Origin of the sequence: Alistipes sp. AF48-12, from assembly GCF_003477565.1 — a bacterium.
GTDB lineage: Bacteria > Bacteroidota > Bacteroidia > Bacteroidales > Rikenellaceae > Alistipes_A > Alistipes_A hominis.
On the sequence record NZ_QUDJ01000010.1, the window covers coordinates 94,109 to 119,568 of the forward strand.

At 55.0% G+C, this 25,460-nt stretch carries 18 protein-coding genes and 1 pseudogene; 8 read left to right on the forward strand and 11 right to left on the reverse strand.

Annotated features, from left to right (window positions below):
- Positions 1-6: 6 nt before the first annotated feature.
- Positions 7-330, forward strand: a complete 324-nt coding sequence (locus DW082_RS07850) for a DUF3467 domain-containing protein (RefSeq protein WP_055203553.1) — start codon at positions 7-9, stop codon at positions 328-330.
- Positions 331-352: 22 nt separating this feature from the next.
- Here DW082_RS07850 and ruvB read toward each other — a convergent pair whose 3' ends face one another.
- From ruvB to DW082_RS07865, 3 genes are read right to left on the reverse strand one after another with little or no spacing between them, the layout of a single operon-like run.
- The gene (gene ruvB / locus DW082_RS07855; RefSeq protein WP_055203551.1) at positions 353-1,357 is read right to left on the reverse strand and encodes a Holliday junction branch migration DNA helicase RuvB; all 1,005 of its coding nucleotides are present in this window, start codon (positions 1,355-1,357) and stop codon (positions 353-355) included.
- 47 nt (positions 1,358-1,404) lie between these two features.
- On the reverse strand, positions 1,405-1,974 hold the full coding sequence (locus DW082_RS07860) for a UbiX family flavin prenyltransferase (RefSeq protein WP_118458157.1): 570 nt from the start codon (positions 1,972-1,974) through the stop codon (positions 1,405-1,407).
- Positions 1,975-1,976: 2 nt separating this feature from the next.
- Complete coding sequence (locus DW082_RS07865) at positions 1,977-2,585, reverse strand: polysaccharide deacetylase family protein (protein WP_055202880.1); 609 nt, start codon at positions 2,583-2,585, stop codon at positions 1,977-1,979.
- A 318-nt stretch (positions 2,586-2,903) separates the two neighbouring features.
- On the opposite strand from DW082_RS07865, the pseudogene DW082_RS07870 reads away from it, so the two are divergent.
- A pseudogene (locus tag DW082_RS07870) lies at positions 2,904-4,297 on the forward strand (aminopeptidase P family protein).
- A gap of 342 nt (positions 4,298-4,639) precedes the next feature.
- On the opposite strand, the gene DW082_RS07880 reads toward DW082_RS07870, so the two are convergent.
- From DW082_RS07880 to DW082_RS07890, 3 genes are all read right to left on the reverse strand, one after another.
- The gene (locus DW082_RS07880; protein ID WP_118458130.1) at positions 4,640-6,676 is read right to left on the reverse strand and encodes an alpha-galactosidase; all 2,037 of its coding nucleotides are present in this window, start codon (positions 6,674-6,676) and stop codon (positions 4,640-4,642) included.
- A 239-nt stretch (positions 6,677-6,915) separates the two neighbouring features.
- Positions 6,916-7,485 (reverse strand): elongation factor P, encoded by a 570-nt coding sequence (gene efp / locus DW082_RS07885; RefSeq protein WP_055202873.1) that lies wholly within the window; start codon positions 7,483-7,485, stop codon positions 6,916-6,918.
- 87 nt (positions 7,486-7,572) lie between these two features.
- Positions 7,573-9,888, reverse strand: coding sequence for a patatin-like phospholipase family protein (locus tag DW082_RS07890; protein ID WP_055202871.1), 2,316 nt, complete (start codon positions 9,886-9,888; stop codon positions 7,573-7,575).
- A 73-nt stretch (positions 9,889-9,961) separates the two neighbouring features.
- Between DW082_RS07890 and pheS the strand changes: the two genes are divergently transcribed.
- The 6 genes from pheS (at position 9,962) to thiC (ending at position 17,931) form a co-directional block, all read left to right on the forward strand.
- Positions 9,962-10,984 carry a phenylalanine--tRNA ligase subunit alpha gene (gene pheS / locus DW082_RS07895; RefSeq protein ID WP_055202869.1) on the forward strand — a complete coding sequence of 341 codons (1,023 nt, stop codon included), beginning with the start codon at positions 9,962-9,964 and terminating at the stop codon, positions 10,982-10,984.
- A gap of 20 nt (positions 10,985-11,004) precedes the next feature.
- Complete coding sequence (locus DW082_RS07900) at positions 11,005-12,732, forward strand: tetratricopeptide repeat protein (protein ID WP_118458132.1); 1,728 nt, start codon at positions 11,005-11,007, stop codon at positions 12,730-12,732.
- Between the two features lie 2 nt (positions 12,733-12,734).
- Positions 12,735-13,937, forward strand: a complete 1,203-nt coding sequence (locus DW082_RS07905) for a murein hydrolase activator EnvC (protein WP_055202864.1) — start codon at positions 12,735-12,737, stop codon at positions 13,935-13,937.
- 31 nt (positions 13,938-13,968) lie between these two features.
- The gene (gene ybeY, locus DW082_RS07910; RefSeq protein ID WP_101571987.1) at positions 13,969-14,463 is read left to right on the forward strand and encodes an rRNA maturation RNase YbeY; all 495 of its coding nucleotides are present in this window, start codon (positions 13,969-13,971) and stop codon (positions 14,461-14,463) included.
- Positions 14,460-16,331, forward strand: coding sequence for a tRNA uridine-5-carboxymethylaminomethyl(34) synthesis enzyme MnmG (gene mnmG / locus DW082_RS07915; protein WP_118458133.1), 1,872 nt, complete (start codon positions 14,460-14,462; stop codon positions 16,329-16,331). Before ybeY ends, mnmG begins: the two co-directional genes overlap by 4 nt.
- A 76-nt stretch (positions 16,332-16,407) precedes the next feature.
- Positions 16,408-17,931, forward strand: a complete 1,524-nt coding sequence (gene thiC, locus DW082_RS07920; protein WP_101571984.1) for a phosphomethylpyrimidine synthase ThiC — start codon at positions 16,408-16,410, stop codon at positions 17,929-17,931.
- Positions 17,932-18,078: 147 nt separating this feature from the next.
- Here the strand turns inward: thiC and DW082_RS07925 are convergent, their stop codons facing one another.
- The 5 genes from DW082_RS07925 to DW082_RS07945 all read right to left on the reverse strand — a co-directional run bounded on the left by DW082_RS07925 (position 18,079) and on the right by DW082_RS07945 (position 25,242).
- Positions 18,079-18,741, reverse strand: a complete 663-nt coding sequence (locus DW082_RS07925) for a hypothetical protein (RefSeq protein WP_118458135.1) — start codon at positions 18,739-18,741, stop codon at positions 18,079-18,081.
- 49 nt (positions 18,742-18,790) lie between these two features.
- Positions 18,791-20,479 (reverse strand): glutamine--tRNA ligase/YqeY domain fusion protein, encoded by a 1,689-nt coding sequence (locus tag DW082_RS07930; protein WP_118458137.1) that lies wholly within the window; start codon positions 20,477-20,479, stop codon positions 18,791-18,793.
- An 82-nt stretch (positions 20,480-20,561) separates the two neighbouring features.
- Positions 20,562-22,700 (reverse strand): S46 family peptidase, encoded by a 2,139-nt coding sequence (locus tag DW082_RS07935; protein WP_118458139.1) that lies wholly within the window; start codon positions 22,698-22,700, stop codon positions 20,562-20,564.
- A 35-nt stretch (positions 22,701-22,735) separates the two neighbouring features.
- Positions 22,736-23,680: a quinolinate synthase NadA gene (nadA, locus tag DW082_RS07940; RefSeq protein ID WP_259335554.1), complete on the reverse strand. Its 945-nt coding sequence runs from the start codon at positions 23,678-23,680 to the stop codon at positions 22,736-22,738.
- A 500-nt stretch (positions 23,681-24,180) separates the two neighbouring features.
- Positions 24,181-25,242: an Mrp/NBP35 family ATP-binding protein gene (locus tag DW082_RS07945; RefSeq protein WP_118458143.1), complete on the reverse strand. Its 1,062-nt coding sequence runs from the start codon at positions 25,240-25,242 to the stop codon at positions 24,181-24,183.
- Between the last annotated feature and the right edge of the window lie 218 nt (positions 25,243-25,460).

The following is a 25,460-nucleotide window of genomic DNA, read 5'->3' on the forward strand; positions in this document are numbered from 1 at the left end:
CGAAACATGATCGAACATAAATTTCCGGAAAGCCGGGAACTGGATATCGAACTGAACGACGAAATCGCCGAAGGCGAATACTCCAACCTCGTCATCATCTCGCATTCCACGTCGGAATTCGTACTGGACTTCGTCCGGATGATGCCCGGCGTATCGAAAGCGCGGATCAAAAGCCGGATCGTCCTGGCTCCGGAACACGCCAAACGGCTGCTGCTGTCGCTGCAAGAGAACATCGAACGCTACGAAGCGGTCGTAGGCACCATTAACCTGCCCAAAATGCCGTCCGAAGAGACCAGCATGGCCATGAGCTTCATCGGGGGCGAAGCCTGAAAAAACGGACGTTTAAAACGGGTTAAAACAGGGTATCCTGCCGGGTCGGCGGAATGATTCCGAGATGCGCGTAAGCCAGCTCGGTCGCTTCGCGTCCGCGGGGGGTGCGCTTCAGAAAACCTTCCTTGATCAGGAACGGTTCGTAAACTTCTTCGATCGTGCCGGTATCTTCGCTGACAGCCGTGGCGATCGTGCCGAGGCCGACCGGGCCGCCGCCGAACTTGTCGATGATCGTCGTGAGGATCTTGTTGTCCATCCGGTCGAGTCCCCGCGCGTCGATATTCAGCGCATTCAGCGCATAGCGCGTAATTTCCAGATCGATATGCCCGCCGCCCTTGACCATTGCGAAATCGCGCACCCGGCGCAGCAGAGCGTTGGCGATCCGCGGCGTACCGCGGCTGCGTAGCGCCACTTCCCGGGCCGCCTGATCGTCGATCGGGATGTTCAGGATACCGGCCGAACGGCGGACGATCCCGCTCAAAACACGGCTATCGTAATATTCCAGGTGACACTGTATCCCGAACCGGGCCCGCAACGGACTCGTCAGCAATCCGCTGCGAGTCGTAGCGCCGATCAGCGTGAACGGGTTCAACTCGATCTGGATCGAACGGGCGCTCGGCCCCTTGTCCAGCATGATGTCGATCTTGTAGTCCTCCATCGCCGAATACAGGTACTCCTCGACGATCGGGCTGAGCCGGTGTATTTCGTCGATGAAAAGCACGTCGCCGGCATTGAGATTCGTCAGCAAACCGGCCAGATCCCCTGGTTTGTCGAGCACCGGCCCGGAGGTCATCTTGAGGGTCGCCCCCATTTCGTTGCAAATGATATTCGCGAGCGTCGTCTTGCCGAGTCCCGGAGGCCCGTGCAGCAACACGTGGTCGAGCGATTCGCCGCGCATCAGCGCCGCCTGGATGAACACCGTCAGGTTGTCGACGATCTTGTCCTGTCCGCTGAACGTTTTGAGTTCCTGCGGGCGGATCTTGTTCTCGAAATCGAGGTCGGTCTCTATGTTCCGGATATCTTTCATCGGTTCGGCTTGACACTGCAAAGATAACGATTATTTGCCGAAATACGCTACCGCTCGGCTCCCCATTCGTAATGCGGGGCATCGACGCCGAGCAGCGACAAGACGCGTTCGACGATCGTTCCGCACAGTTGTTCGACAGTCGCCGGCTTCGAATAGAACGACGGCGACGCCGGACAGACGATCGCGCCGGCCTCGGTCAGCCGCAAGAGGTTGTGCAAATGGATCGCGCTGAGCGGAGCCTCGCGCGTGACGAGAATCAGCCGCCGCCGCTCCTTCAGCATCACGTCGGCCGCCCGACACACCAGGTTATCCGAAACGCCCGAAGCGATCCGTCCGACCGTACCCATCGAACAGGGAATCACCGCCATCGCATCGTACGAAGCCGAACCGGAAGCCGGCGCGGCGAACAGGTCGTCGTCGTCGTAACGGGTAAAACGGCTGTCGGACAGCCATTCGTCGCCGTCCTCGAACGCAGCGACGCGGCGGCCGTTCCCGGTGACGATCAGCGCGATCTCGCCCAATTCCGCGACGCGGGAAAGCGCTTCGCACAGCAGGCGGGCATAGACGGAACCGCTGGCTCCGGTCACCGCTACGATGATTTTTCGTCGTCCGTCCATCTTCATAATTCGATTACGGAACATTCGAGCCCCTGTTTTTGCAAATACTGTAAGGTGCGCGGCAACGCGTAACGCAGGTTGCGGAACGACTTGACCGAATCGTGGAATACGACGATCGAACCGCCGCGCACGTGTCTGGTAACGTTGTGCAGACACTGCCGCGGCGAGATCAGCCGGCTGTAATCGCGGCTCAGCACGTCCCACATCACGATGTTGTAACGTTCGCTGATGCGGTGCGCCTGCGACGGCTTGATCCGCGCATAGGGCGGACGGAACAGGTCGGTATGCAGGATATCGTTCGCGAAATCGACGTCTTCGAGGTAACGTTCGAGACTCATGCCCCAACCTTTCTGGTGACTGTAGGTATGGTTGCCGATGGCGTGTCCGGCGTCCACGATCATGCGGTACAGGTGCGGGTACTGCTCGGCGTTTTTGCCGAGGCAGAAAAACGTAGCTTTGGCGTCGTACTCGGCCAGCTGGTCGAGGATCCACTCGGTAACGCCGGGCGTGGGGCCGTCGTCGAACGTCAGATAAACCCGGTCGCTTTCGGGCATCGACCAGATCAGCGAAGGAAACAGGCGTCGTATGAATTTAGGCGGTCGTATGTACATGGTCCGTTATATCCGGATAAAGCGTACCGGCGGATACGCGATACCGTAAAAAAGCGTTATTTTATACTGCACGGAGCAGGCCGGAACCTCCGGAAAATTTTCGCAAAGTAAGCTTTTTTGCTTCAATTGTCAAAACAACGCGATTTTTGCACGTTTTGTTGTTCCGCCGTCCGCAACCGCGCGCCCGAAGCGACGGCCGCCTATCGAAAAAATGAAGGTTCCCCGTTCCGATTCCGACAAAAAAAGCCTACTTTTGAAAACATGCCGCCGCCGTCCGGCACACCGGCGGCGCGGCGTAAAACCTCAACCGAAAAAGCCATGTTCGACAAACAAACCTATATCGCCCGCCGCAAGGCGCTGCACGCCAAATTGTCCGGCGGCCTCGTGCTGCTACCGGGCAACGACGAATCTCCGGCCAACTATCCGGGCAATACGTTCCGATTCCGGCAGGACAGCACGTTCCTGTATTTTTTCGGACTGAACCGCCCGGGCTGCTCCGGCCTGCTCGATCTGGATTCCGGCGAAGACGTCCTGTTCGGCGACGACCCGACCCTCGAAGACATTATCTGGACGGGCCCCAGCCTTCCCTGGCCGAACTGGCCGGCGAAGTCGGCGTCGAAAAAACACAGTCGGCCGCCCACCTGCAGAAGCGGATCGAAGCGGCCGTCGCCAAAGGCCGCCGCATCCTCTTCCTGCCGCCGTATCGCGGCGAAACCCGTTCGACGATGAGCCGACTGCTCGGCATCCGCGCCGACCGGCTGGCGTCCTACGCTTCGGCGGAATTGGCGCGCGCCGTCGTCGCGTTGCGCGAGGTAAAAGAGCCTGCGGAGATCGAAGAGATCGAACGGGCCTGCGAGACCGCCGGCAAAATGCACCGCCTGGCGATGCGCATGTGCCGTCCGGGGATTACCGAACGCGAAATCGCCGGGGCGATCGAAGGCGTCGCCCTGCAACACGGAGCCGGAGTATCGTTCCCGGCGATCGTAACGCAGCACGGCGAAACGCTGCATAACCACGATTACGACCATGTCCTGCAAAGCGGCCGGCTGATGCTGATCGATGCCGGCGCAGAGACGGCGATGAACTATTGCAGCGACTTCACGCGGACATTCCCGGTCAACGGACGTTTCACCGGCAGGCAAAAAGACGTTTACGACATCGTGCTGGCGGCCAACGACCGCACGTTCGAACTGGCCGGGCCGGACACGTTCTACTACCGGATGCACAACGAAGCGTCGATGGTGATCGCCGAGGGACTCAAATCGCTCGGCCTGATGCGCGGCAACATGCAGGACGCGGTCGGGGTGGGGGCGCAGGCGCTGTTCATGCCGCACGGGTTGGGACACCAGATGGGGCTCGACGTGCACGACATGGAGAATATCGGCGAAAAATACGTCGGCTACGACGAAGAGACGCTGCGCAGCTCGACGCCGGGGCTTTCGTCGCTCAGAATGGGCAAACGGCTGAAAGAAGGCTTCGTCATCACGGTCGAGCCGGGCATTTACTTTATTCCGGCGCTGATCGCCAAATGGGAACGGGAAGGACTCGGCGGCGGGTTCATCGACTTCGAAAAAGTGCGGGAATACCTCGATTTCGGCGGTATTCGGATCGAGGACGACATGCTGATTACTTATTACGGCAACCGGATGCTCGGCGGTAACCGCCCCCCGGTAACGACCGCCGGGATCGAAGCGTACATGAACGGCGGATAACGGCTCCGCCCGCCTGCCGCGGAGCGCAAAAAGCGGTTCCGTTTTTCCCGTCGATTTTCATTCGATAGAGCAGCGGGGACAAGAATGTTTCGCCCGGGGTACGGAACCGCTTTCAGGCAAAAGTAAATAAAATTCCGTGCATTCCGTCCGGCCCCGAAATTTTTCCGAGACGGCACCGTTCGGAAAATCCTCGCCGCCGGAACGGGGCGGAGCGTCGGAAACCTTGCGAACGGAGCAACCGTCCCGGCAACCCGTACGGGACCCCGAATAAAAAAGATTCCGCCCGGCGGGGCGGAATCTTTTCCGTTTTCGTTTTCGGGAGCGCTCCTTCCGGCCGACGCATTACGGCCGGTCGACTTCGGAGATCCGGATCAATTTCGACTCCGGAGCCTGCGTAAAAGTGAACCGCAGCCCCTGGCCGAGCAGCTCCTCGCCGCCAAACAATACGCTTTGCTGCGTATCCATATCGGTAACCCGGTACCGTTTCTGCGGATCGAGCCCTTTCAACCGGCATACGCCCGAATCGTAGATCGACCCGGCCCGGTTGAACATCTGCACGAAGCCCGTACCCGTCTCGGGACGGAAGAACATCCAGCCGATCCACACGTCGTCCTGCAAGCTGTACGCAGTCAGCGGATAGAAGTCGCCGCGGTAGTCGCCGCGCACCTCCTCCCACTGCGCCAGCAATCTGCGCAGCAACGGGTAATCGGCGTCCTTGACCCGCGAATCGAGATTCAGCACGATCGACGGGCTCATATTGCTGCGGAAATCGTAAGCCGTGATCCGGTTGACCCCGGCGCCGGAGAACGGAATCCAGGCCGAAAGTCCGTAAGTCTGTCCCTGCACGCCGACCGGTTCGAACGCGTAGTCGCTGCGCCACAGCGGTACGGCGCGCCGCAGGTTTTCGAGTTCGAGCCGCTTGCCGCCGGCGGCGCAGATGTCGATCAGCATCCCCGGATGGCGGCGTTGCAGCTCGTCCATGTATTTCAGGTAACCGATTACGTGCTTGATTTCGGCGATCCCCTGCCGGTCGGGATTTTTGCGGTCTTCCTCGTTCCAGTAATCGGACGACATGACGGCGAAATCCTGACGGTACAGGTCGATATCCTCGCTTTTGAGCAGACTGTCCACATGATCGGTCATCCAAGCCAGCGCTTCGGGATTTCCGTAGTTGAAAAAGCGGGTAGTGCCGTCGCCGAGCGTCCACTCCGGATGGTTTTCATAAATCCAACTGCCGGCCGTCACGCGCTCCGGCTCGAACCAAAGCAACGACCTGACCCCTTTCGCATGGGCGTGGTCGCTGATCGCCCGCAGTCCGTTCGGGTAACGTTTCGGGTCGGGATACCACGTTCCGAGCAGATCTTGCCACGAACCTCCCCGGTTCGGATACCAGCCGGCGTCCATCCACCAGTAATCCAACTTCACACCCTCTTCGAGGTAACGGTCGATAAACTCCATCTGGTCTTTATCCGTAGCATGGAACATCTCGGCGAAATAGGCCGAACTGGCCGCTTCGAGGATCGGTTCGGGCAAACGGCCTCCCGGACGCGGCAGGTTATGGTCGTACATCCAGCCGCGCCACATGTTTTGCGCCGCGTCGCGCGTCCCGTTCCAGAACATCACTACGACCAGCGGCGTGCGAATCTCCTCGCCCGGTTCAAGGTACAAGCGCGTTTTAATCTGTCCGATGCGAACGTTCAGCGTCGTGTCGGCCTTCCTGTCGAACGAAGCTTTCCACTGCGCAGGCCAACCTACGGCGGTCATCACGCCCCGGGTTCCGCCGTTCCACTCCGCATTGAAGAACGGCAGGTTCTCGGCCGTCGGGAAACCGTACCAGAAAGCGCCGACCTCTTTGGCCTCCTGCCGGCCGAGCTTCATCCGGTTCGGCTGGAAATCCTTCGCTCCAGAGTGCCCTCCCTCGTTGTAGTTCAGGTAAACGTCGTCTTTCCCGTCCAATCCGAACGGAACGTCCAAAGGCAACAGGTTTTCGAGGATTCCGGTTTTCGTCCTGCCGTTATTTTTGAAATAGACGACCCACTCCACGGCCGGGTAATCGGCATAACGAACGATCTCGCAGCGCACCTCCAGGCCGGAAGCGGGATCGGTATAAGTCCGCGCCTCCCGTTCGCGGGCGGCATCCGCCGAACCGGTTTTCACTTTCAATTTGCAGCCGCTTAAAAATTCGCCGGAAGATTTCCCGTCGTAAACGAAACTGAACGGCAGCGGTCCGCCGACGGCAAACTGCCGATCGACCCATGCGCGGCAAGCATCGATCTGTGACTGCGGAACGGCAACAGACGCTTCCGCCTTTTTCGCGGAAAGCGAAACGGCCAGACCGCACGATGCGAGTAAAATAAGAAAAACGCGTTTTCTGAACATAAATCTATTTTATTGAACGTTAAAAAAGAATCCGTACCGCACGGAAAATTTCCATAAACGACGCATACCTCCGTCCGCGGTGACAAAACGGGCGACGGCAACCCATACACGTTCCAAAAAACGGCCCTCTTATCCGAAACAATCGCCGTGCACGTTTTCAAAGATACCGAAATTATTCCGAAACGGCACAAAAAAGCCGCATTTTTACAAATGCGGCTTGCCAATCGTAAGTTCGAGACCTATTCTTTGATCCGTTCGTTGTACTCGCGGGTACGGGTATCCACGCGGATTTTGTCGCCGGTATTGATAAACAACGGCACCTTCACAGTAGCTCCCGTATCGACCGTAGCCGGCTTCAGCGAATTGGTCGAAGCGGTGTCGCCTTTCACGCCGGGTTCGGTGTAAGTCACTTCCATGTCCACTACCGGAGGAAGTTCGGCCGAAAGGACGGTTTCCTTTTCGGTATGGAACATCACCTCCACGACCTGTCCTTCGCGCATCAGGTCGGAATTATTGATCAGATTGCGGTCGATATGGATCTGCTCGAACGTTTCGGTATGCATGAAATTGCAGCCCAAATCGTCTTCGTAAAGGTACTGGTAGGGACGGCGTTCCACACGAACCGGTTCGATCTTCTCGCCGGCCGAGAACGTTTTGTCGAGCACGCGCCCGTTTTCGAGGTTTCTCAGTTTGGTGCGGACGAAGGCCGGGCCTTTGCCGGGTTTTACGTGCAGGAATTCGACGATCGAAAACGTTTTACCGTCCAGTTCGATGCACATTCCGTTTTTGATATCTGCTGTCGTTGCCATTGCATTGAATTGTTTTAGGTTGCAAAAGTAGTTTTTTTTTCCGAAAAATGAAAACCGAAGATCCATCGCCCACTACAACACTGAAAATCAATAAAATAATCCATTACGATTGAAAATCGTGAACCCGAAATTGAACGTCAGGAACCAGTTGTTTTTGTTGGTGACGTCGTATTTCGACAGGGTCAAGCTGACCGGGCCGAAAGCCGTCTGATAGACCAGCGACGAATTGAACATGTAGCGCACGCGCTTGTGGATATTCTCTTTCACCTTGTTGTTGTCGCCGGGCAGGAAGGCGTAGGCGCTGTTTTTCAGGTAGAACTTCGGGGCGAACTCGAACGTCGGCATAATGCCGAGTCCGATGAACGAATTGCTGCGGAACTCCTTGATATACACGAACCGGCTGTGCGGAGTCGGCGTGAAAGCCGGCGAAGAGATGTTGGTCGCGTACTCGTTTGTGAACGAAGGATGATTCGTCACGACCAACTGCGCCAGGTATCCGACCGAGAACCATTTGCACACCGGATAATAGTGCTCGCGGACGAACTGCGCCCCGAACCAGTGCCGCGAATCGCCGCTGCGCCTCGGAACCTGATCGGGCGACCGGGTTCCGGGAGCGTACATTTCGTTGCCGGTAACGAAAATGGCCGATATCGTCTGGCGGATACCCCGCGTCGGGTAGAGCAGGTAGTTCAGGCCGTTGCGGTCGAGTTCCAGCTTCAGGCCGAAGAACGGGAACTGCGTCCGGTCCATCACGTCGTCGTCCGTATAGTCGGTCGTCTGGAAATAACTGTAACGGTCGTAACCTCCGTTCATGCGCAGCGACAGCACCGAATAACGATCGACCGGTACGGTCAGCGCGGCCGTCGCATACGTGTCGATATACTTCGAGTAGGTCAGGTCGGTCTTTTTGGCGATCCCGCCGAAATTGCTTTTAAAATAGTTGTAATAGTTGAAGTTATACCCGTAATCGAGCGAAAACAGCGCCTTCATGAAAAAATCGGTACGTCCCCGCAGCGACAACGACGAGTAGAGCGGACTGAAATAACCGTCGAAATTGTAGGTCTGCGAACTGAGGCCGATCCGCCGGTATTCGAGTCCGACGTAGGCCTGGTTCATCGACGTCGACGACACGTTGCCGCCGAACATCACTTTGAAGCTCGGTTTGGTCTTCATCTCGATGTCGAGCTTGAAAAATTTCGAGGAATCGTCGTAGGTCACGTCCGGATAATTTCCTTCGATATCCCCGTCCGACAAAATCTTGAAATAACCGGAACGGAATTTTTCGAGGTCGAATGCTCGGTCCTTCTTCTTTTTAGCGTTTTTCGGCCCGTCCAGTTGCAGCAACTCCTTAACATACATCGTCTGGTTATCGTTCAGCCCGGAAATCTCGTACTTGTCGAAAAACAGGTTCGGCAACGAAGCCCGGTAAGCCTTCCGAGCCGCCGACAGCGAATCGGGGTCCACGCGGCGGGTAATGCGCTCCTTGATCAGCGGCATCGCGTCGATGGCGTCGCTGTAACCGCGGTTGATCACATACTCCACCTTGCCGAAATCGAGCGTCGACACATCCTCGAAAGCGTGTTCGATCAGAATGTCGCTGTCCGACGGCAATTTGTAGTCGGTATGCATCATCGTCAGCGCCAGGATCTGGTCCACCACGTTGTCCTCGCTGGGCTTGGTATTGCCGGCCGTGCACTTGCTTCCGATCAGCACCTCCGGACCGAAATCCTCTTTCAGCACCTGCCATGGGAAATTATTGTACATGCCGCCGTCGTAGAGCAGCGTCGAATCCTGTTTCAGCGGTTTGAAAACGAGCGGAATGGTCATCGAAGCCCGGATCGCCTTACCCAGGTCTCCGTTGCGGTACACCACCTCCTTCTGCGCGGCCGCATCGGTTGCCACGCAACGAAACGGGACGAAAAGCTTATCGAAATCGCCTCCGCACTGCGCGTTCGGCGCTGCGAAGAACTCCACGAACGACATGTCGATCTGGTCGGACGGGATCAAGTTGGTGGGCAACTGGGCCACCATCTTTTTGTTGCGGTTACGCAGATCGAGCCGCAACGACACCATCGCCGCATTGGGTTGTTTCTGCCGGAAATAATAGATATACTGCGGCTTGATCTTGCCGCTCATCCAGTATTTGATCTGATCCGATTTGAAAACTTCGGCCATTTCGTCGGGCGTGTACCCGATCGCGTAAAGCCCCGCGATAATCGATCCCATCGACGTGCCCGAAACGTAGTCGACCGGAATCCCGTTCTCTTCCAAAGCCTTCATTACTCCGATGTGGTACAATCCCTTAGCCCCGCCTCCGCTCATCACCACACCCACTTTTTGCGCTGACGCCGATATTGCGATCCATACCGACAAACCGGTAATTATGCTTTTTATGCGCGTCATTTACAAAATATTCTTAACTTTGTTCGTTAAATCTATCGGGTAAAAATAGCGATAAAAACATAAACCACCAACGATGATCGACAAAATAAACGATTTGCTGAAGCGGGTCGAAGCGTTCAAACCGCAGGCCGCCGCCGAGGTCGAAGAGTTCCGGGTGCGAATGCTCGGACGCAAAGGGGAAATGAACGACGTGTTCGAAGAGTTCAAGAAAGTGGCGCCGGAGTTGAAAAAAGAGCTCGGCCAGAAGATCAACGCGCTGAAAACACGCATCAACGACAAAATCGCGGAGATGAAATCCGCTCTGGAAAATACCGAAACCGACTCGGACGCGGCCATCGACATGACTCGTCCGGGATCGAACGACCCGATCGGCAGCCGGCATCCGATCTCGCTGGTAAGGAACGAAATCGTCGACATCTTCGCGCGGCTCGGCTATACGGTCGCCGAAGGGCCCGAAATCGAAGACGACTGGCACGTATTCTCGGCGCTGAATTTTCCGCCGGAGCATCCGGCCCGCGATATGCAGGACACGTTTTTCATCCGCAAAAACCCGGATATCCTGCTGCGGACGCACACCAGTTCGATCCAGGTGCGCACGATGGAGCGTCAGAAACCGCCGATCCGCGTGGTTTGCCCGGGGAGGGTATTCCGCAACGAGGCCATTTCGTACCGGGCGCACTGCATTTTTCACCAGGTCGAAGGACTTTATATCGACGAAAACGTATCGTTCGCCGACCTGAAACAGAGCATTCTGTATTTCGCCAAGGAGATGTTCGGCGAAAAGGCGCAGATCCGGATGCGCCCGTCGTACTTCCCGTTCACCGAGCCGTCGGCCGAAGTGGACGTGTCGTGCAACTTGTGCGGAGGCAAAGGATGCAACGTATGCAAACATACCGGCTGGCTCGAAATCATGGGCTGCGGGATGGTCGATCCGAACGTGCTCGAAGCGTCGGGCATCGACCCGCAACGGTATTCGGGCTTCGCATTCGGCATGGGAGTTGAACGGATCGCCATGTTGAAATACGGCGTCAAGGATCTGAGGCTCTACTTCGAAAACGACGCGCGTTTCTTGCGCCAGTTCGATTCTGTTTTCTAAAAAACCCGGAGGGGCTGTTTATGACGAAACTGACAAAATCTCTTTGCGTGGGTGCCGCCGCTGCGGCGCTGCTGTTTTGCGGCCCGTCCCGTCCGGCCTATGCTTCGAAACCGGAAGCGCGGACAGACCGGGGATATTCGCCGGAGCAGACGGCTTCTTATTATTACACCGAAGGGATCAAGAACAACATCATGAACGGCGATCCGCAACAGTCGGTAGACCTTTTCAAAAAGGTGCTGGAGATCGATTCGACGCATGCGCCGACCCTTTTCGAGTTGGCCACGCTCACGATGTCCGAGCCCGAAACCGCCCTCCGGTACAGTCTGCGGGCCAATGCCGCCGACACGGGCAACATCTGGTACCGAACCCAGCTCGGACGGCTGCTGATCGCCACGCAGCGCTACGACTCGGCGATGACGGTTTACAATTCGCTGCTGAAGGCCGCTCCGAACAATCCGGACAACTACCGGCTGATCGCCATGCTGTACGAACAGAAAGGCGATCCCGAGAAAGCGCTGATCATCCTCGATTCGGCCGAACGCCAACTCGGCGCCGTCGAAATGCTGGCGGGGTATAAGCGGCAACTGCTGCTGAACATGAAACAGTACGACCGGGCCTTGGTCGAGGCGAAAGCCATGGTGGAAAATTTCCCTTACGACGAAGACAACTACGTCGAACTGGCGGAACTCTACACCACGCTCGGACAGCTCGCGCAGGCGCAGGAAGCTTATCGGAAAGCGCAGGAGATCAATCCCAACAGTCTGCGCGTCATCGCGTCGCTGAATGATTTTTACAAGCGCACGAACGACAATGTCCGCTTCCTGTCGACGGCTGCGCAACTTTTCCGGTCGAAAGAATTTCCGCTCGAAACGAAACTGAAATTTTTCGAAGAACTCACCCAAACGCCGAATTATTACCGCGACTATTACGTCCAACTCGGAGAACTGGCTTCGTCGCTGGCGATCACTTATCCCGAAGACTACCGGACGGTCGAACTGTACGCCAAACACCTGATCGCCGGAGGATTTCTGGAAGACGCGCTCAGTCTGTACAAATCCTACCTGAACGATTCGACCGACCGCAAAGAGCCGTTCAACACCGTCATCGAGATCGAAGCATATCAGAAACGGCCCGATTCGGTGGCCAAATACACGGCAATGGCCTTACAGCGCTTCCCGTCCGACCCGGAGCTCTACCTGCGCAAGGGATCTATTTCGGCCTACATGCTGAACAACCCGAAAGAAGCCGAACCGGCCTACCGCGAAGCGCTCAAATACGCTAAAACCGACTCGCTGCGCAGTGTGATCTACGGCGTGCTGGGAGACAATTACCAAACGCTCGGCGACTACAAAAACTGCTTCAAATCGTATGAAAAAGGCATGAAGCTCGATACGACCAATGCGGTCATATACAACAACTACGCTTATTTCCTGAGCCTGCGCAACGAGCGGCTCGACAAGGCGCTCGCGATGACGGAAAAGGCGATCCGGCTGTCGCCGAACAACCCGACCTACCTGGATACCTACGCATGGGTGCTCTACCAGTTGGGCCGGTACGAAGAAGCACGGACGCCGATGCGGCAGGCCGTATCGCTCGATCGTACCGGCAACAAGGAACTGTTCCTGCACTACGGCGACATCCTCTATAAACTGAAAGACAACTTCATGGCTTCGATTTACTGGAAAAAGGCGCTGGAAAGCGGTTACGATCCGGAGCAGATCGAACAACGGCTTAAACAAATCGAATAACGATGACCCGGACAAGACTGTTGCTGACCCTTTTGTTTGCCCTTGCGACGCTGAGCGTGCCGGCCCAGCAGTTGGAATCGTTGCGCGAAGAGATCCGGCAAGCCGAAGAGGAGATCAAAATGACCAACCAGTTGCTGTCGAAAACGCAGAAAAACCAGCAAACGACCGACCGGCAGCTAAACCTGATCCGCAATAAGATCCGCAACCGGAAGAACATCATCTCGAACCTCGAAAAACAGTCGGGATTGATCGAAAACAACATCGGTGCGAAAAACACGACGATCCGGTCGCTGGAACAGGATCTGAATCGGCTGCGGCAGGAATACGCCGCGATGGTTTACGATTCCTATAAGAATTACAAGCTGAACAACTTCATGCTCTTTCTGTTCGCATCGCGGGATTTCAACGACGCTACGCTGCGGATCGCCTATATGCACCGCTACAACCGGATGCGGGAACAGAAAGCCGCCGAAATCGATTCGGTATCGGCCTCGGTCGGACGCGAAATATCCAGCCTGCAAAGTCAGAAGGAGGAACTCGACAAAGTGCGCCGCAGCCGCAACGAAGAGCTGACCTCGCTGGACAAGGACGAAACGCAGTACCGCACCTCGTCGCAGAAACTGCAGCAGGAAGCGGGCAAACTGAACTCGATCATCAAGGCGAACAGGAAGCGGATCGAACAGATGCAGAAACAGATACGGCAGATCATCGCCGAAGAATCGCGCAAAAACAAAGCGAAACCGCAAACGTCCGAACAACGGGAATTCGACGTCAAGCTCTCCGGACAATTCGAACAGAATACCGGCAAGTTGCCCTACCCGGTGCGGGGAGTCATCGTAAATAACTACGGACTCCACTCGCACACTGCGATCAAAGGCGTCGTCGAAAAGAACCAGGGCGTCGACATCGCAGCCGAACCGGGAGCCGAAGTGCGCGCCGTGTTCGAGGGAGAAGTCAGCCAGGTGCTGCTGAACCAATGGACGAACAAGGTCGTCCTGCTGCGTCACGGAAACTACCTGACCCTTTACAGCAACCTCGCTTCGGTCAACGTCAAGGTGGGCGACCGGGTCACGCTGAACCAGCCGATCGGGCGGATCGCTTCGTCCGAAGACAGTAACGATTGCACGCTGCATTTCGAAGTGTGGAAACTCGACGCGCAGAACAATCCCGTCAACCTGAATCCGGAAAAATGGCTGAGACGGTAACCCGAAAACGAATTAAACTACGATACGAACAATGCCGGTAAATTACTGCACCGAAGCGTGCGACTTCATATTCAGGGGCAAAAGAAAAACCTCCGCATGGATCAGGCGAACGGCCCGGACGGAGGGGTGGGACACGGGAGCCGTATCGGTCGTCTTCTGTTCGGACGAACGGCTGCTGGAAGTAAATAACAAATACCTGAACCACAACTACTTTACGGATATTATTACGTTCGATTACAGCGATCCGGAGAAGAAAAAGATCGCCGGAGACCTGATGATCGGAATCGGTACCGTGCGCGATAACGCGGCCGCTTTCGGAACGACGTTCGAAAACGAACTGCAGCGCGTGATCATTCACGGTATTCTGCATTTGTGCGGCTACGGCGACAAAACGCCCGAAGAAGCCGCACGGATGAAAAGTCTGGAAAACAAATACCTGGACCTGTTTTACAACGAAATCCCCGGGTCCGCGCCGCGTCGGGTAGACAAGAAGCGGAAAGGGGAGCCGGAAAAACAAAAAAAATGAAATTCGAATACGATATCATCGTCGTCGGAGGAGGACATGCCGGATGCGAAGCGGCGGCGGCGGCGGCCAATATGGGCTGCCGGACGCTGTTAATCACAATGGACATGGGCAAATTCGCCCAGATGTCGTGCAATCCGGCCGTCGGGGGCGTGGCCAAAGGACAGATCGTCCGGGAGATCGATGCGATGGGCGGTTATACGGGCATCGTCACCGACCGTACGACGCTGCAATTCCGTATGCTGAACCGTTCGAAAGGGCCGGCGATGTGGAGTCCGCGCGCGCAGTGCGACAAGGCGCGCTTCTCGCTGCTGTGGCGCGAAATGCTCGAAAACACGCAAAATCTCTACCTGTGGCAAGACGCCGTAACCGCCCTTCAGATCGAACAAAATACGGTCGCCGGGGTTACGACTCGGATGGGAGTGCAATTCCGCTCGAAAGCCGTTATTTTGACCGCAGGAACCTTCCTCGAAGGGTTGATGCACATCGGCCGGACGCATGTTCCGGGCGGTCGCGCCGGCGATCCCGCTTCGCACGGGCTGAGCGCCCAACTGGCCGGACTCGGTTTCGAAGTCGGACGCATGAAAACCGGCACTCCGGCCCGGCTCGACGCCCGTTCGATCGACTTCAGCCGACTCGAAGAGCAACAAGGAGACGAAACACCCGGTAAATTTTCATATTCTACTGATACAGAGTGTATTAAAAAACAAATTCCTTGTTATCTCGTTTACACATCGAAAGAAGTGCACGATATTTTGAGGAGCGGATTCGCCGATTCGCCGTTGTTCAACGGCACTATCAAGGGGATCGGACCACGCTACTGTCCGAGTATCGAAGATAAGTTGCGGACTTTCGCCGGCAAGGATTCCCATCAACTTTTTCTCGAACCCGAAGGAGCCGACACCCACGAATACTACCTGAACGGTTTTTCGTCGTCGTTGCCATGGGATATTCAGGTGGCGGCGCTGCAAAAAATCAAAGGATTCGAAAATGTACAACTTTACCGGCCCGGTTATGCGATCGAATACGACTATTTTCCGCCGACCCAGCTCTACCATTCGCTGGAGACGAAACTGATCGGCGGATTGTTTTTTGCCGGTCAGGTGAACGGAACGACAGGATACGAAGAAGCCGCTGCACAGGGACTGATGGCCGGAATCAACGCCGTACTGAAACTGCGGGACGACGAACCGCTCGTACTGCGGCGCGACGAATCGTACATCGGGGTATTGATCGACGACCTGGTCACCAAAGGCGTCGACGAACCTTATCGGATGTTCACCAGCCGCGCCGAATACCGGATTTTGCTCCGGCAGGACAATGCGGATATCCGGCTTACGCCGATTTCGTATAAAATAGGGCTTGCGGATGAAAAAAGGTATCGAAAAACGATGCAAAAAAAATCGTCCGTAGAATCGCTTATTTCATTCGTTCGTCAACTGAGTGTCACTCCGGCCGATTTGGAGGAGTATTTAAAATCGATCGAATCGACGCCGCTGACCCAGGGACGAAAACTTTACGATATCATTTTACGCAACAAAATCACGTTGAACGGACTGGCGGAATACCTGCCCGAACTGGCCGATTTCATTTTTGAAAACGGGTGTTCGCAGGAAGTGATCGAAGAAGCCGAAATCCAGATCAAATATCACGGATACATCGAGCGCGAAAGGCACATCGCCGACAAAATGACGCGACTCGAAAATATCCGGATCCGACCGGATTTCAATTACAGCGAACTGACTTCGCTTTCGATCGAATCCCGACAGAAACTGACGAGAATCCGCCCGTCTACCATCGGACAGGCTTCGCGGATACCGGGAGTCAGCCCGGCCGACATCAACGTACTGTTGGTTTATTTCGGACGTTAATTGTTCCACGTGGAACAAATCTTTATTTAAAACATCCATCGTGGAGAATGTTCCACGTGGAACAAATTTAAAAGAAATGAAAAACATTTTCGACCTATCAAAAAACGGAGCTAAAAAGATTTATATAGACGGGACGCTACATCCGATCAAAGTCGGTATGCGGGAAATATCGCTGCAAAACGGGAAAAAAGTCTGCGTTTACGATACGACCGGCGCCTATACCGACGACAATTATCAAATCGACATCCGGAAGGGAATGCCGAAAGTCAGGGAACCGTGGATCAAGGAGAGGGAGAAAGAGGGAGAATTCCATACCCAGTTGTGGTATGCCCGGCACGGGATCATCACGCCCGAAATGGAATACGTCGCCATCCGGGAGAATCAGAACAACGAACGGGAAGACCGCATCACACCCGAAATGGTACGGGAAGAGATTGCCGAAGGACGCGCCGTACTGCCGTCCAATTACCGGCATCCGGAAGCGGAACCGATGATTATCGGCAGTAAATTCTTGGTCAAAATCAACGCCAACATCGGTAATTCGGCGCTGGGCTCGTCGATCGAGGAAGAGGTCGAAAAAGCCATGTGGGCCGTCAAATGGGGAGCCGACACCGTGATGGATCTGTCAACGGGCAAGGAGATCCACCAAACCCGCGAAGCTATCCTGCGCAACGTTCCCGTACCGATCGGCACCGTACCGATGTACCAGGCGTTGGAAAAAGTAGGCGGCGAAATTGCCGATCTGACCTGGGAAGTGTATTACGATACGCTGGTCGAACAGTGCGAACAAGGGGTGGATTACTTCACCATCCATGCCGGTATCTTACAGCGCCACCTGCCCGCCGCACTGAAACGCGTGACCGGAATCGTTTCGCGCGGCGGGTCGATTCTTGCAAAATGGATGAGCATCAACAAACAGGAAAACTTTTTGTATACCCATTTCGAAGACATTTGCAAACTGCTTAAAAAATACGACATCGCTTTCTCGCTCGGCGATGGATTGCGTCCGGGAAGCATTGCCGATGCAAACGACGCAGCCCAGTTCGGAGAGCTGGAAGTACTCGGAGAACTGGCTAAAATCGCATGGAAACACGACGTACAGGTCATTATCGAAGGGCCGGGACACGTTCCGATGCAAAAAATCCGTGAAAATATGGACAAGCAAATCAAATACTGCCACGGAGCCCCGTTCTACACGTTGGGACCGCTGGTCAGCGACATCGGAGCCGGATACGACCACATTACCTCCGCGATCGGCGCGGCGATGATCGGATGGATGGGGACCGCCATGCTGTGCTACGTAACCACCAAGGAGCACCTGGCCCTGCCGAACAAGGACGATGTCCGCGAAGGCGTCGTAACTTACAAACTGGCCGCCCATGCGGCGGACATCGCGAAAGGACATCCCGGAGCGGCCGAACGCGACCTGCAAATGAGCCATGCCCGGTATGAAATGCGCTGGAACGACCAGTTCAACCTGTCGCTCGACCCGGAACGGGCCCGCCGGATGCACTTCGAAATGATTCGCGAAGGATCCGACCACTGCTCGATGTGCGGGCCGCACTTCTGCGCCATGAAAATTACGAAGTCTATTTTATAAAACATTAATAATCAATTATATAAAAAAGAGAGACGATCTGTCTCTCTTTTTTTACGCCTTCGGAATCCGCAGTATGTTCCGCTTTCGATCCGAAATAACGTTATTTATAAAAATTTCTACCGGTTGTCCGCGCAAAAAAGCGATCGGTCAATTTTCGTCTATTACGAACCGAATCTGGGCTACCGTCCTGAAAGGCACTCCGTTACGTTTAGCCGGATTCCATCCGCGCACCGCAATATCGTAAATCTTATCGATAAACACCTGCGAATACTGCTTCAACGCCCCGCCCAGCTCCACGATCCGGTGCACGATCCCGTCTTCGTCGATATCGACTTCGAGTAAAAACACGTCCGGCCTGTCCGGATCGAGCAGGCTGCGGTCGTCAATCAGCTTTTCGATCTGCGGCCGCCAAAGCTCCGGTAATTTCAGCAGCGATACGCCATTAAAAGAGGGCGCCTCGTACTTGGCCTCGGTTTGCTCGATATAATTAAATCCCATGCCTTTAAACAGCCTTCTATTGCGGTCGTACTGCAGACGCACGACCGGCGCATCCGGCGATACGGCAAAACTGTATTCCCGCTGGCCGATCCGCAGCTTCACCAGCGAACAGCCGTCTCCTTTCGGCTCTTCGGTCACCGAAGCGTCGGCCACCTTGAAATCACAGGCCATCTGTTTGGCGAATTCCCGATCCGAATAGCGGTAAATCGACGTATAACCGGGCGTAGTAATGATGATGCGGCAACTATCCGCCTGTGCGAAGCAAACGGCGGAAATCCCCGCAAAAACCAGTAATAAAAGCAACTTTTTCAACTTACACAAGTCTTCAATTATTATGGAAACGGAAAACGGAGACCGTCTCTTATTTGGCAGCCATTTTAGCCCAACTGTCTTTCAACGTAACGGTACGGTTGAATACTTTCCCAGCCGCCGTGGAATCTCTGTCCACGCAGAAATAACCCAACCGTTCGAACTGGAAAGTATCTCCTTCCGCAGCTTCGTTCAGCGAAGGTTCGAGATATCCGGTTACGGTCTTCAGCGAATCGGGATTCAGGTAATCCTCGAACGTCTTCCCCTCCTCGATGTCGTTCATATCCTCTTTGACGAACAAGCGGTCGAACAGTCGCACTTCGGCCGGAACCGCATGCCGCGCCGAAACCCAGTGGATCACCCCCTTCACCTTACGCCCGTCGGAAGAGCGTCCCCCCTTGGACATCGGATCGTACGTACAACGCAGTTCGACCACCTTGCCGTCGGCATCCTTGATCACTTCGTCGCACCGGATCAAATAGGCGTACCTGAGCCGCACCTCACCGCCCGGAGAGAGACGGTAATATTTCTTGGGAGGATTTTCCATAAAATCGTCGCGCTCAATATAGATCTCCCGCCCGAACGGAACTTCCCGTTTCCCGGCCGTTTCGTCCTCCGGATTATTGATACAATCGACCGTTTCGGTTTTCTCTTCCGGATAATTGGTAATCACCACGCGGATCGGGTCCAACACGGCCATGCGCCGTCGAGCCCGTTTATTCAAGTCTTCCCGGACGCAGAATTCGAGCAGTCCGAGGTCGATCACGTTATCCCGCTTAGCCACGCCCACCTTATCGGCGAACATTCGCACGCTCTCCGGCGTATAACCCCGACGCCGCAGCGCGCAGATCGTCGGCATACGCGGATCGTCCCAACCCATCACGGTGCCCTGCTGCACCAACTGCAACAGTTTCCGCTTGCTCATCATCGTATAGGTCAGGTTCAAACGCGCAAACTCGTACTGATGGCTCGGATAGATATCCAACTTCTCGATAAACCAGTCGTACAGCGGCCGGTGCACGTCGAATTCGAGCGTACAGATCGAATGCGTAACCTTCTCGATCGAATCGCTCTGCCCGTGCGCATAATCGTACATCGGATAGATGCACCATTTGTTGCCGGTGCGATGATGCTCGGCATGCAGGATCCGGTACATGATCGGGTCGCGCAGCAGCATATTCGGATGAGCCATATCGATTTTCGCACGCAGCACCTTTTCGCCGTCTCCGAACTCGCCGTTTTTCATCCGTTCGAACAGGTCGAGGTTCTCTTCCGCCGACCGGTTGCGCCACGGGCTCTCCTTGCCCGGCACGGTCACCGTACCCCGGCTCTGACGAATCTCCTCCTGCGACTGATCGTCCACATAAGCCAGCCCTTTGCGGATCAATTCGACGGCCCAAGCGTACAACTGGTCGAAATAATCGGACGCATAGTGCACGCCGGCCCACTCGAAACCGAGCCAGCGAACGTCCTGCTGGATCGAATCGACGTACTCGACATCCTCCTTGACCGGGTTCGTATCGTCGAAACGCAAGTTACACTTTCCTCCGTATTTGCGGGCTAAACCGAAATTCAGGCAAATGCTTTTCGCATGCCCGATATGCAGATAACCGTTCGGTTCGGGCGGAAACCGGGTCTGCACCCGTTTCTCGCCCCCGGCGATGCTTTCCTCTACAATTTCTTCCAGAAAATTCAAGGATTTTCCTTCAACCGATGCTGATTCTTCGTGCAAATCGCTCATAAAATACCAATTTTGCACAAAATTAATTCTATTTTGATAATATCTGCAAATTTTACAGACATTATAATATCCGGGACGGCCGTCACCGGACGATCGTCATCTCGTCGATCAACCGGGTGTCGCCCGCAAACCGGTCGATAATAAACAACACGTAACGGATATCCACGCAGATGGTCCGCTGCAGCCGGGGTTCGAAAACGGTATCCCCGCTCATCGCCTCCCAGTTCCCGTCGAACGCCAGCCCGATCAACTCTCCTTTACGGTTCATCACCGGACTGCCCGAATTTCCGCCGGTAATATCGTTCGTCGTGATGAAATTTACGGGCAGCACTCCCTTTTCGGCGTAAGGCCCGTAATCGCGTTCGCGGTAAAGTTCTTTCAGTTTGTCAGGCACGGCAAATTCGTAAGCGTTCTGCGGATCCTCCTTGGCGATCACTCCGTCCAGCGTCGTAAAGTAATCGTAATAAACGGCATCCTGCGGTTCGTACGGCAATACCTGACCGTACGAAAGCCGCATCGTAAAGTTCGCATCCGGGTAGTACTTCTTGTCCGGATTCATCGCCATCAGGCCCGCCACGTACAGCCGATGCCCCCGGTAAAATACCGAATCGAACGCCCGAATCGAATCCACCAGCGCGTTATAGGTTTTCACCACCTCCCGCCGCATTTTATACGCCGGATCGTTCAGAAACGCATTCGCATCCGGACGCCGTAGGAATTCCTCGGCCTTTTCGGGCGATGCGAACAGCGAATTGTCGTAGACATAATCGATATAAGCGTCCGCATCACCGCCGAAATTTTCACGGATCACCGCAAAACACGAAGGCAGTTCCTCCGCGGAGAGACTGTCGAGCAACAGCCCAAACATCCGTTTGGCGATTTTCCGGTCGGTGGGAGGGTTGTAATCTTTATAAAAAGCCTGCAATTTGCCGGCGATTTCACCGATTCTCGACGTATCGACCTGCTTTTCGGCGTTGATAAGCGGTATCGCCGCACCGACCGCGCCGATGATCTCGGTACCCCGTATCAGCGCTTCCGAAAAGTACTGCAACCGATCCCGCAGCGGCGCCGACCCCTCGACCGCTTTGCGGATCAGCGGAAGCGCCTCCCCGTATTTCGCCCGCCGTTCCGGATCGGCATTCGCCCATTCGGTGAATTTTTCTTCTTCGGCGAGTTTCCGCTCCCGAACGCGCTGCCGCTTCAACCCGCGGTTTTCCCCGATCGAATTTTTCCAGTAATTCGACGAAGAGCTATATTTCGAAGCGTACTGGATACGCACCCGGTCGCTCGCGAGCATGTCCTCCATCATCAACTTCTGCCGCTCCCCGCGGATAAAAATCCGGTTCGGATTGGCCACGTCCAGCGTATAGTCGATTTCGTAAGAAGTCTTGTACCGCTCGGTCGATCCCGGAAAACCAATAATCATCGTAAAGTCGCCCGGCTTATACCCCTTTACCGATACCGGCAAATGTACGGGAGGCCGATAGGGAACATTCTCTTCCGAATAATCGGCCGGAGCGCCGTCCGGAGAAGCATAAATCCGGAAAATCGAAAAATCGCCGGTATGCCGCGGCCACATCCAGTTGTCGGTATCGCCGCCGAACTTACCGATCGACGAAGGCGGAGCCCCCACCAGGCGAACGTCCGTATAAACTTCTTTCACGAACAGCAAGTATTGGTTCCCGCCGAAAAAATCCTTGATTTCCACCTCCTGTCCCGGCCGGTCGAGTTTCGTCTGGCTCTTGACCATCGCAATGGCCTGTACCACCTTCACGGTGCGGTCCTGCTCCGACAGCGAATCGTCCAGTTGCGACAGGATGCGATCCGAAACATCTTCGATCCGGCGGATGAACGTCACGGTCAGCCCCGGCGTAGGGATCTCCTCCCGGTCGGACATCGCCCAGAAACCGTTTTTCAGGTAGTCGCGCTCGACGGTGCTGTGCTGCTGAATCGCACCGAAACCGCAGTGGTGATTGGTCAGCACCAATCCCCGGTCGGAAACCACCTCTCCGGTACACCCGCCGCCGAAAATCACGACGGCATCCTTGATCGCATACCGGTTGACATCGTAAATATCCTCCGCGGACAATCGGAACCCGCGGGCCTTCATATCTTTTATATTCAACTTCTGTAAGTAGGGAAGCAGCCACATCCCCTCGTCGGCCCGGACTCCCGACACGCCCGCCCACAAAGCCAGGCACAGCACGATAAACCGTTTCATATCTTCTTCGCGTTCGTTTTTTTTCGTTATTCGAATTATTTGCTTCGGCCGATCTGCAACATGCGGCGGATCGAACCTTCCGCACGCCGGCGCACCTCCTCGTCGATAACCACCTCGGGAGCCTCCCGCTCCAACGCGCTGCATATCTTCTCCAGGGTCACCATTTTCATGAAAGCGCAGTTGTTGCACCCGCAGGTGGAATCGACCGGAGGCGCCGGAATAAACCGTTTCTGCGGATTCTCACGCTGCATCTGGTACAGGATTCCCGCTTCGGTCACTACGATGAACGTATCGGCCGGATCCGTCGAAGCGTACTTCAGCAGAGCCGCCGTACTCCCGATGTAATCGGCCGTCAGCAACACCGCCCGTTTGCATTCGGGATGCGCCAGCACCTTCGCTTCGGGATACTCCTTTTTCAGTTCCAAGATCTTTTCCACCGAAAATTCTTCGTGGACGCCGCATGCGCCGTCCCATACGACCATATCCTGCCGGCCGGTCAGTTGTTTGATGTAATTTCCCAAATTCCGATCGGGAGCGAATACGATCTTCGCGTCGGCCGGCAGGCTTTCGATCACCTGCACCGCGTTGCCCGACGTGCAGCAGATATCGGTCAGCGCTTTGACCCCGACCGACGTATTGACGTACGAAACGACCGTATATCCGTTATAATCCCTCAAAAAACGCTCGAAATCCGGCGCGCTGCAGGAATCCGCCAGCGAACATCCCGCCTCGGGTTCCGGCAACAGCACTTTTTTGTCCGGCGAAAGGATTTTCGCCGTCTCCGCCATGAAATGCACGCCGGCGAAGAGGATGATTTCCGCATCGGTTTCGGCCGCCCGGGCCGACAGCGCCAGGCTATCGCCGGTGAAGTCGGCCACCTGTTGCACTTCGGGAATCGTATAGTAATGCGCCAGAATCACGGCGCGCTTCTCTTTTTTCAGACGAAGGATCTTATCGATCAGTTGACGCTCGTTTTCCACAGTTCTTTTCTTTTTAATTTCTTAAAATTAATAAATAAGGAAAAAAGAGTAATAATAATACCTGTTCATTCTGTTGGTAAATTTTCCGCACTTTTTTTATGCCGTGTTACGAATACTTTTTGAACAATGAGTAAACGAATCCTGTCGATTCATCTTTTTGATTTAAAGTTATTCATGTTTTGTTGTAAACATATATTGAAAACCTTTTCGGGGTTAATCGACAAAATAAGTTTCCGGTATTTTTCCGTTTTTTTCTGTTCATTTCATTGTCCGTAAGATTCTGTAAAATCCGGTATTTTTTCCTTGCGTTTGTACGGTTTTTTGATATACCGATCCGGAAGTCGAAAATGCAAGCCGTTTTTTCCGAAATCGGATATTTTTAACGAACAGTTTCATGCGGGTCGGTTTAACAGATTATTAACATTTTTGAAATGCATTCATAGTATTGGAAAACAAACGAATGCAAATAAAAAGCCGAAAAATTATCATCAATGGCCGGATTAGGGCAGTTCGCGTACGATATTATTTGCCAGCAAGTCGTAGTATTCGCTCGCAGCGTCGGTCTTTGCAGAGACCGGACGGCCCGCGTCGCCGGATTCCCGAACGCTCTGGATCAATGGAATCTGCGCCAGCAGCGGCAGTTTTTGCCGTTCCGCCAACATTTTTACACCCTCTTTTCCGAACAGGTAATAACGGTTTTCGGGCAGTTCGGCCGGAGTGAACCAGGCCATGTTTTCGACGAGTCCCAGGACGGGGATGTCGATTTTGTCGTTTCGGAACATCGCGATGCCGCGGACGACGTCCGCCAGCGCCACTTTCTGCGGCGTGCTGACGACAATGGCTCCCGTAATCGACATTTCGGAGATGATCGACAAGTGTACGTCGCCGGTTCCGGGAGGCAGGTCGATCAGCAGGAAATCGAGCGGTCCCCACAGCGTTTGGCGGATCATTTGCCGCAACGCGTTGGTCGCCATCGGGCCGCGCCACATCAGCGCGTCGGCCGGGTCGATGAAAAATCCGATCGACATGATCCGGATTCCGAACCGTTCGGCTGGAAGAATCCAATCCTTGCCGTCTTTTTTTTCCCCTTCCGGCCGGTAGTCTTCGACGCCGAACAGCATCGGCTGGGAAGGCCCGTAAATATCGGCGTCCAGAATGCCTACTTTATATCCCAAACGAGACAAGGCGACCGCCAGGTTCGCCGTAACGGTGCTTTTGCCCACTCCGCCTTTTGCGGAACTGACGGCAAGGATGCGACGGACGCCGTCCTCGCCGCCGAACGGTTTCTGTTCCTTTTTTTCGGCGGCTTTTTTCGGCGCGGCTTCCTTGATGAAGATGCTGATTTTCCCGGAATAATCCGGGAACCGCGCGGCGATCAGTTCTTCGCAGCGCTTCTTGATCGATAGCGCAAACGGATCGCGGCTGCGCGGGAAAAGCAGCGTGAGCTGGATTTTATCGTCGGTCACCACCGGATTTTCGACCATGCCCAGCGTGACGATGTCGTTATGCAGTTCGGGATGCGCGACCTCGTGCAGCAGTCCGAACAGTTCTTCCTGAGTCATTCGATTGGTTTTTTGTGTTCGATACAAATTTACGGTATCCTGCGGATAAATCAATCATTTCGGGCAGCCGCTTTCGTTTTAAACGGGAAAAAGGCCGTTACAGGGATATTTTGCGCCTAAATAATTATATCTTTTCCCGGAGTGAAGACCATTGGATGGCAATGCGGTTCGGTTCGGAGCGAAATTTTTTCGGTCCGAATCTTCTCGAACCGACCGAA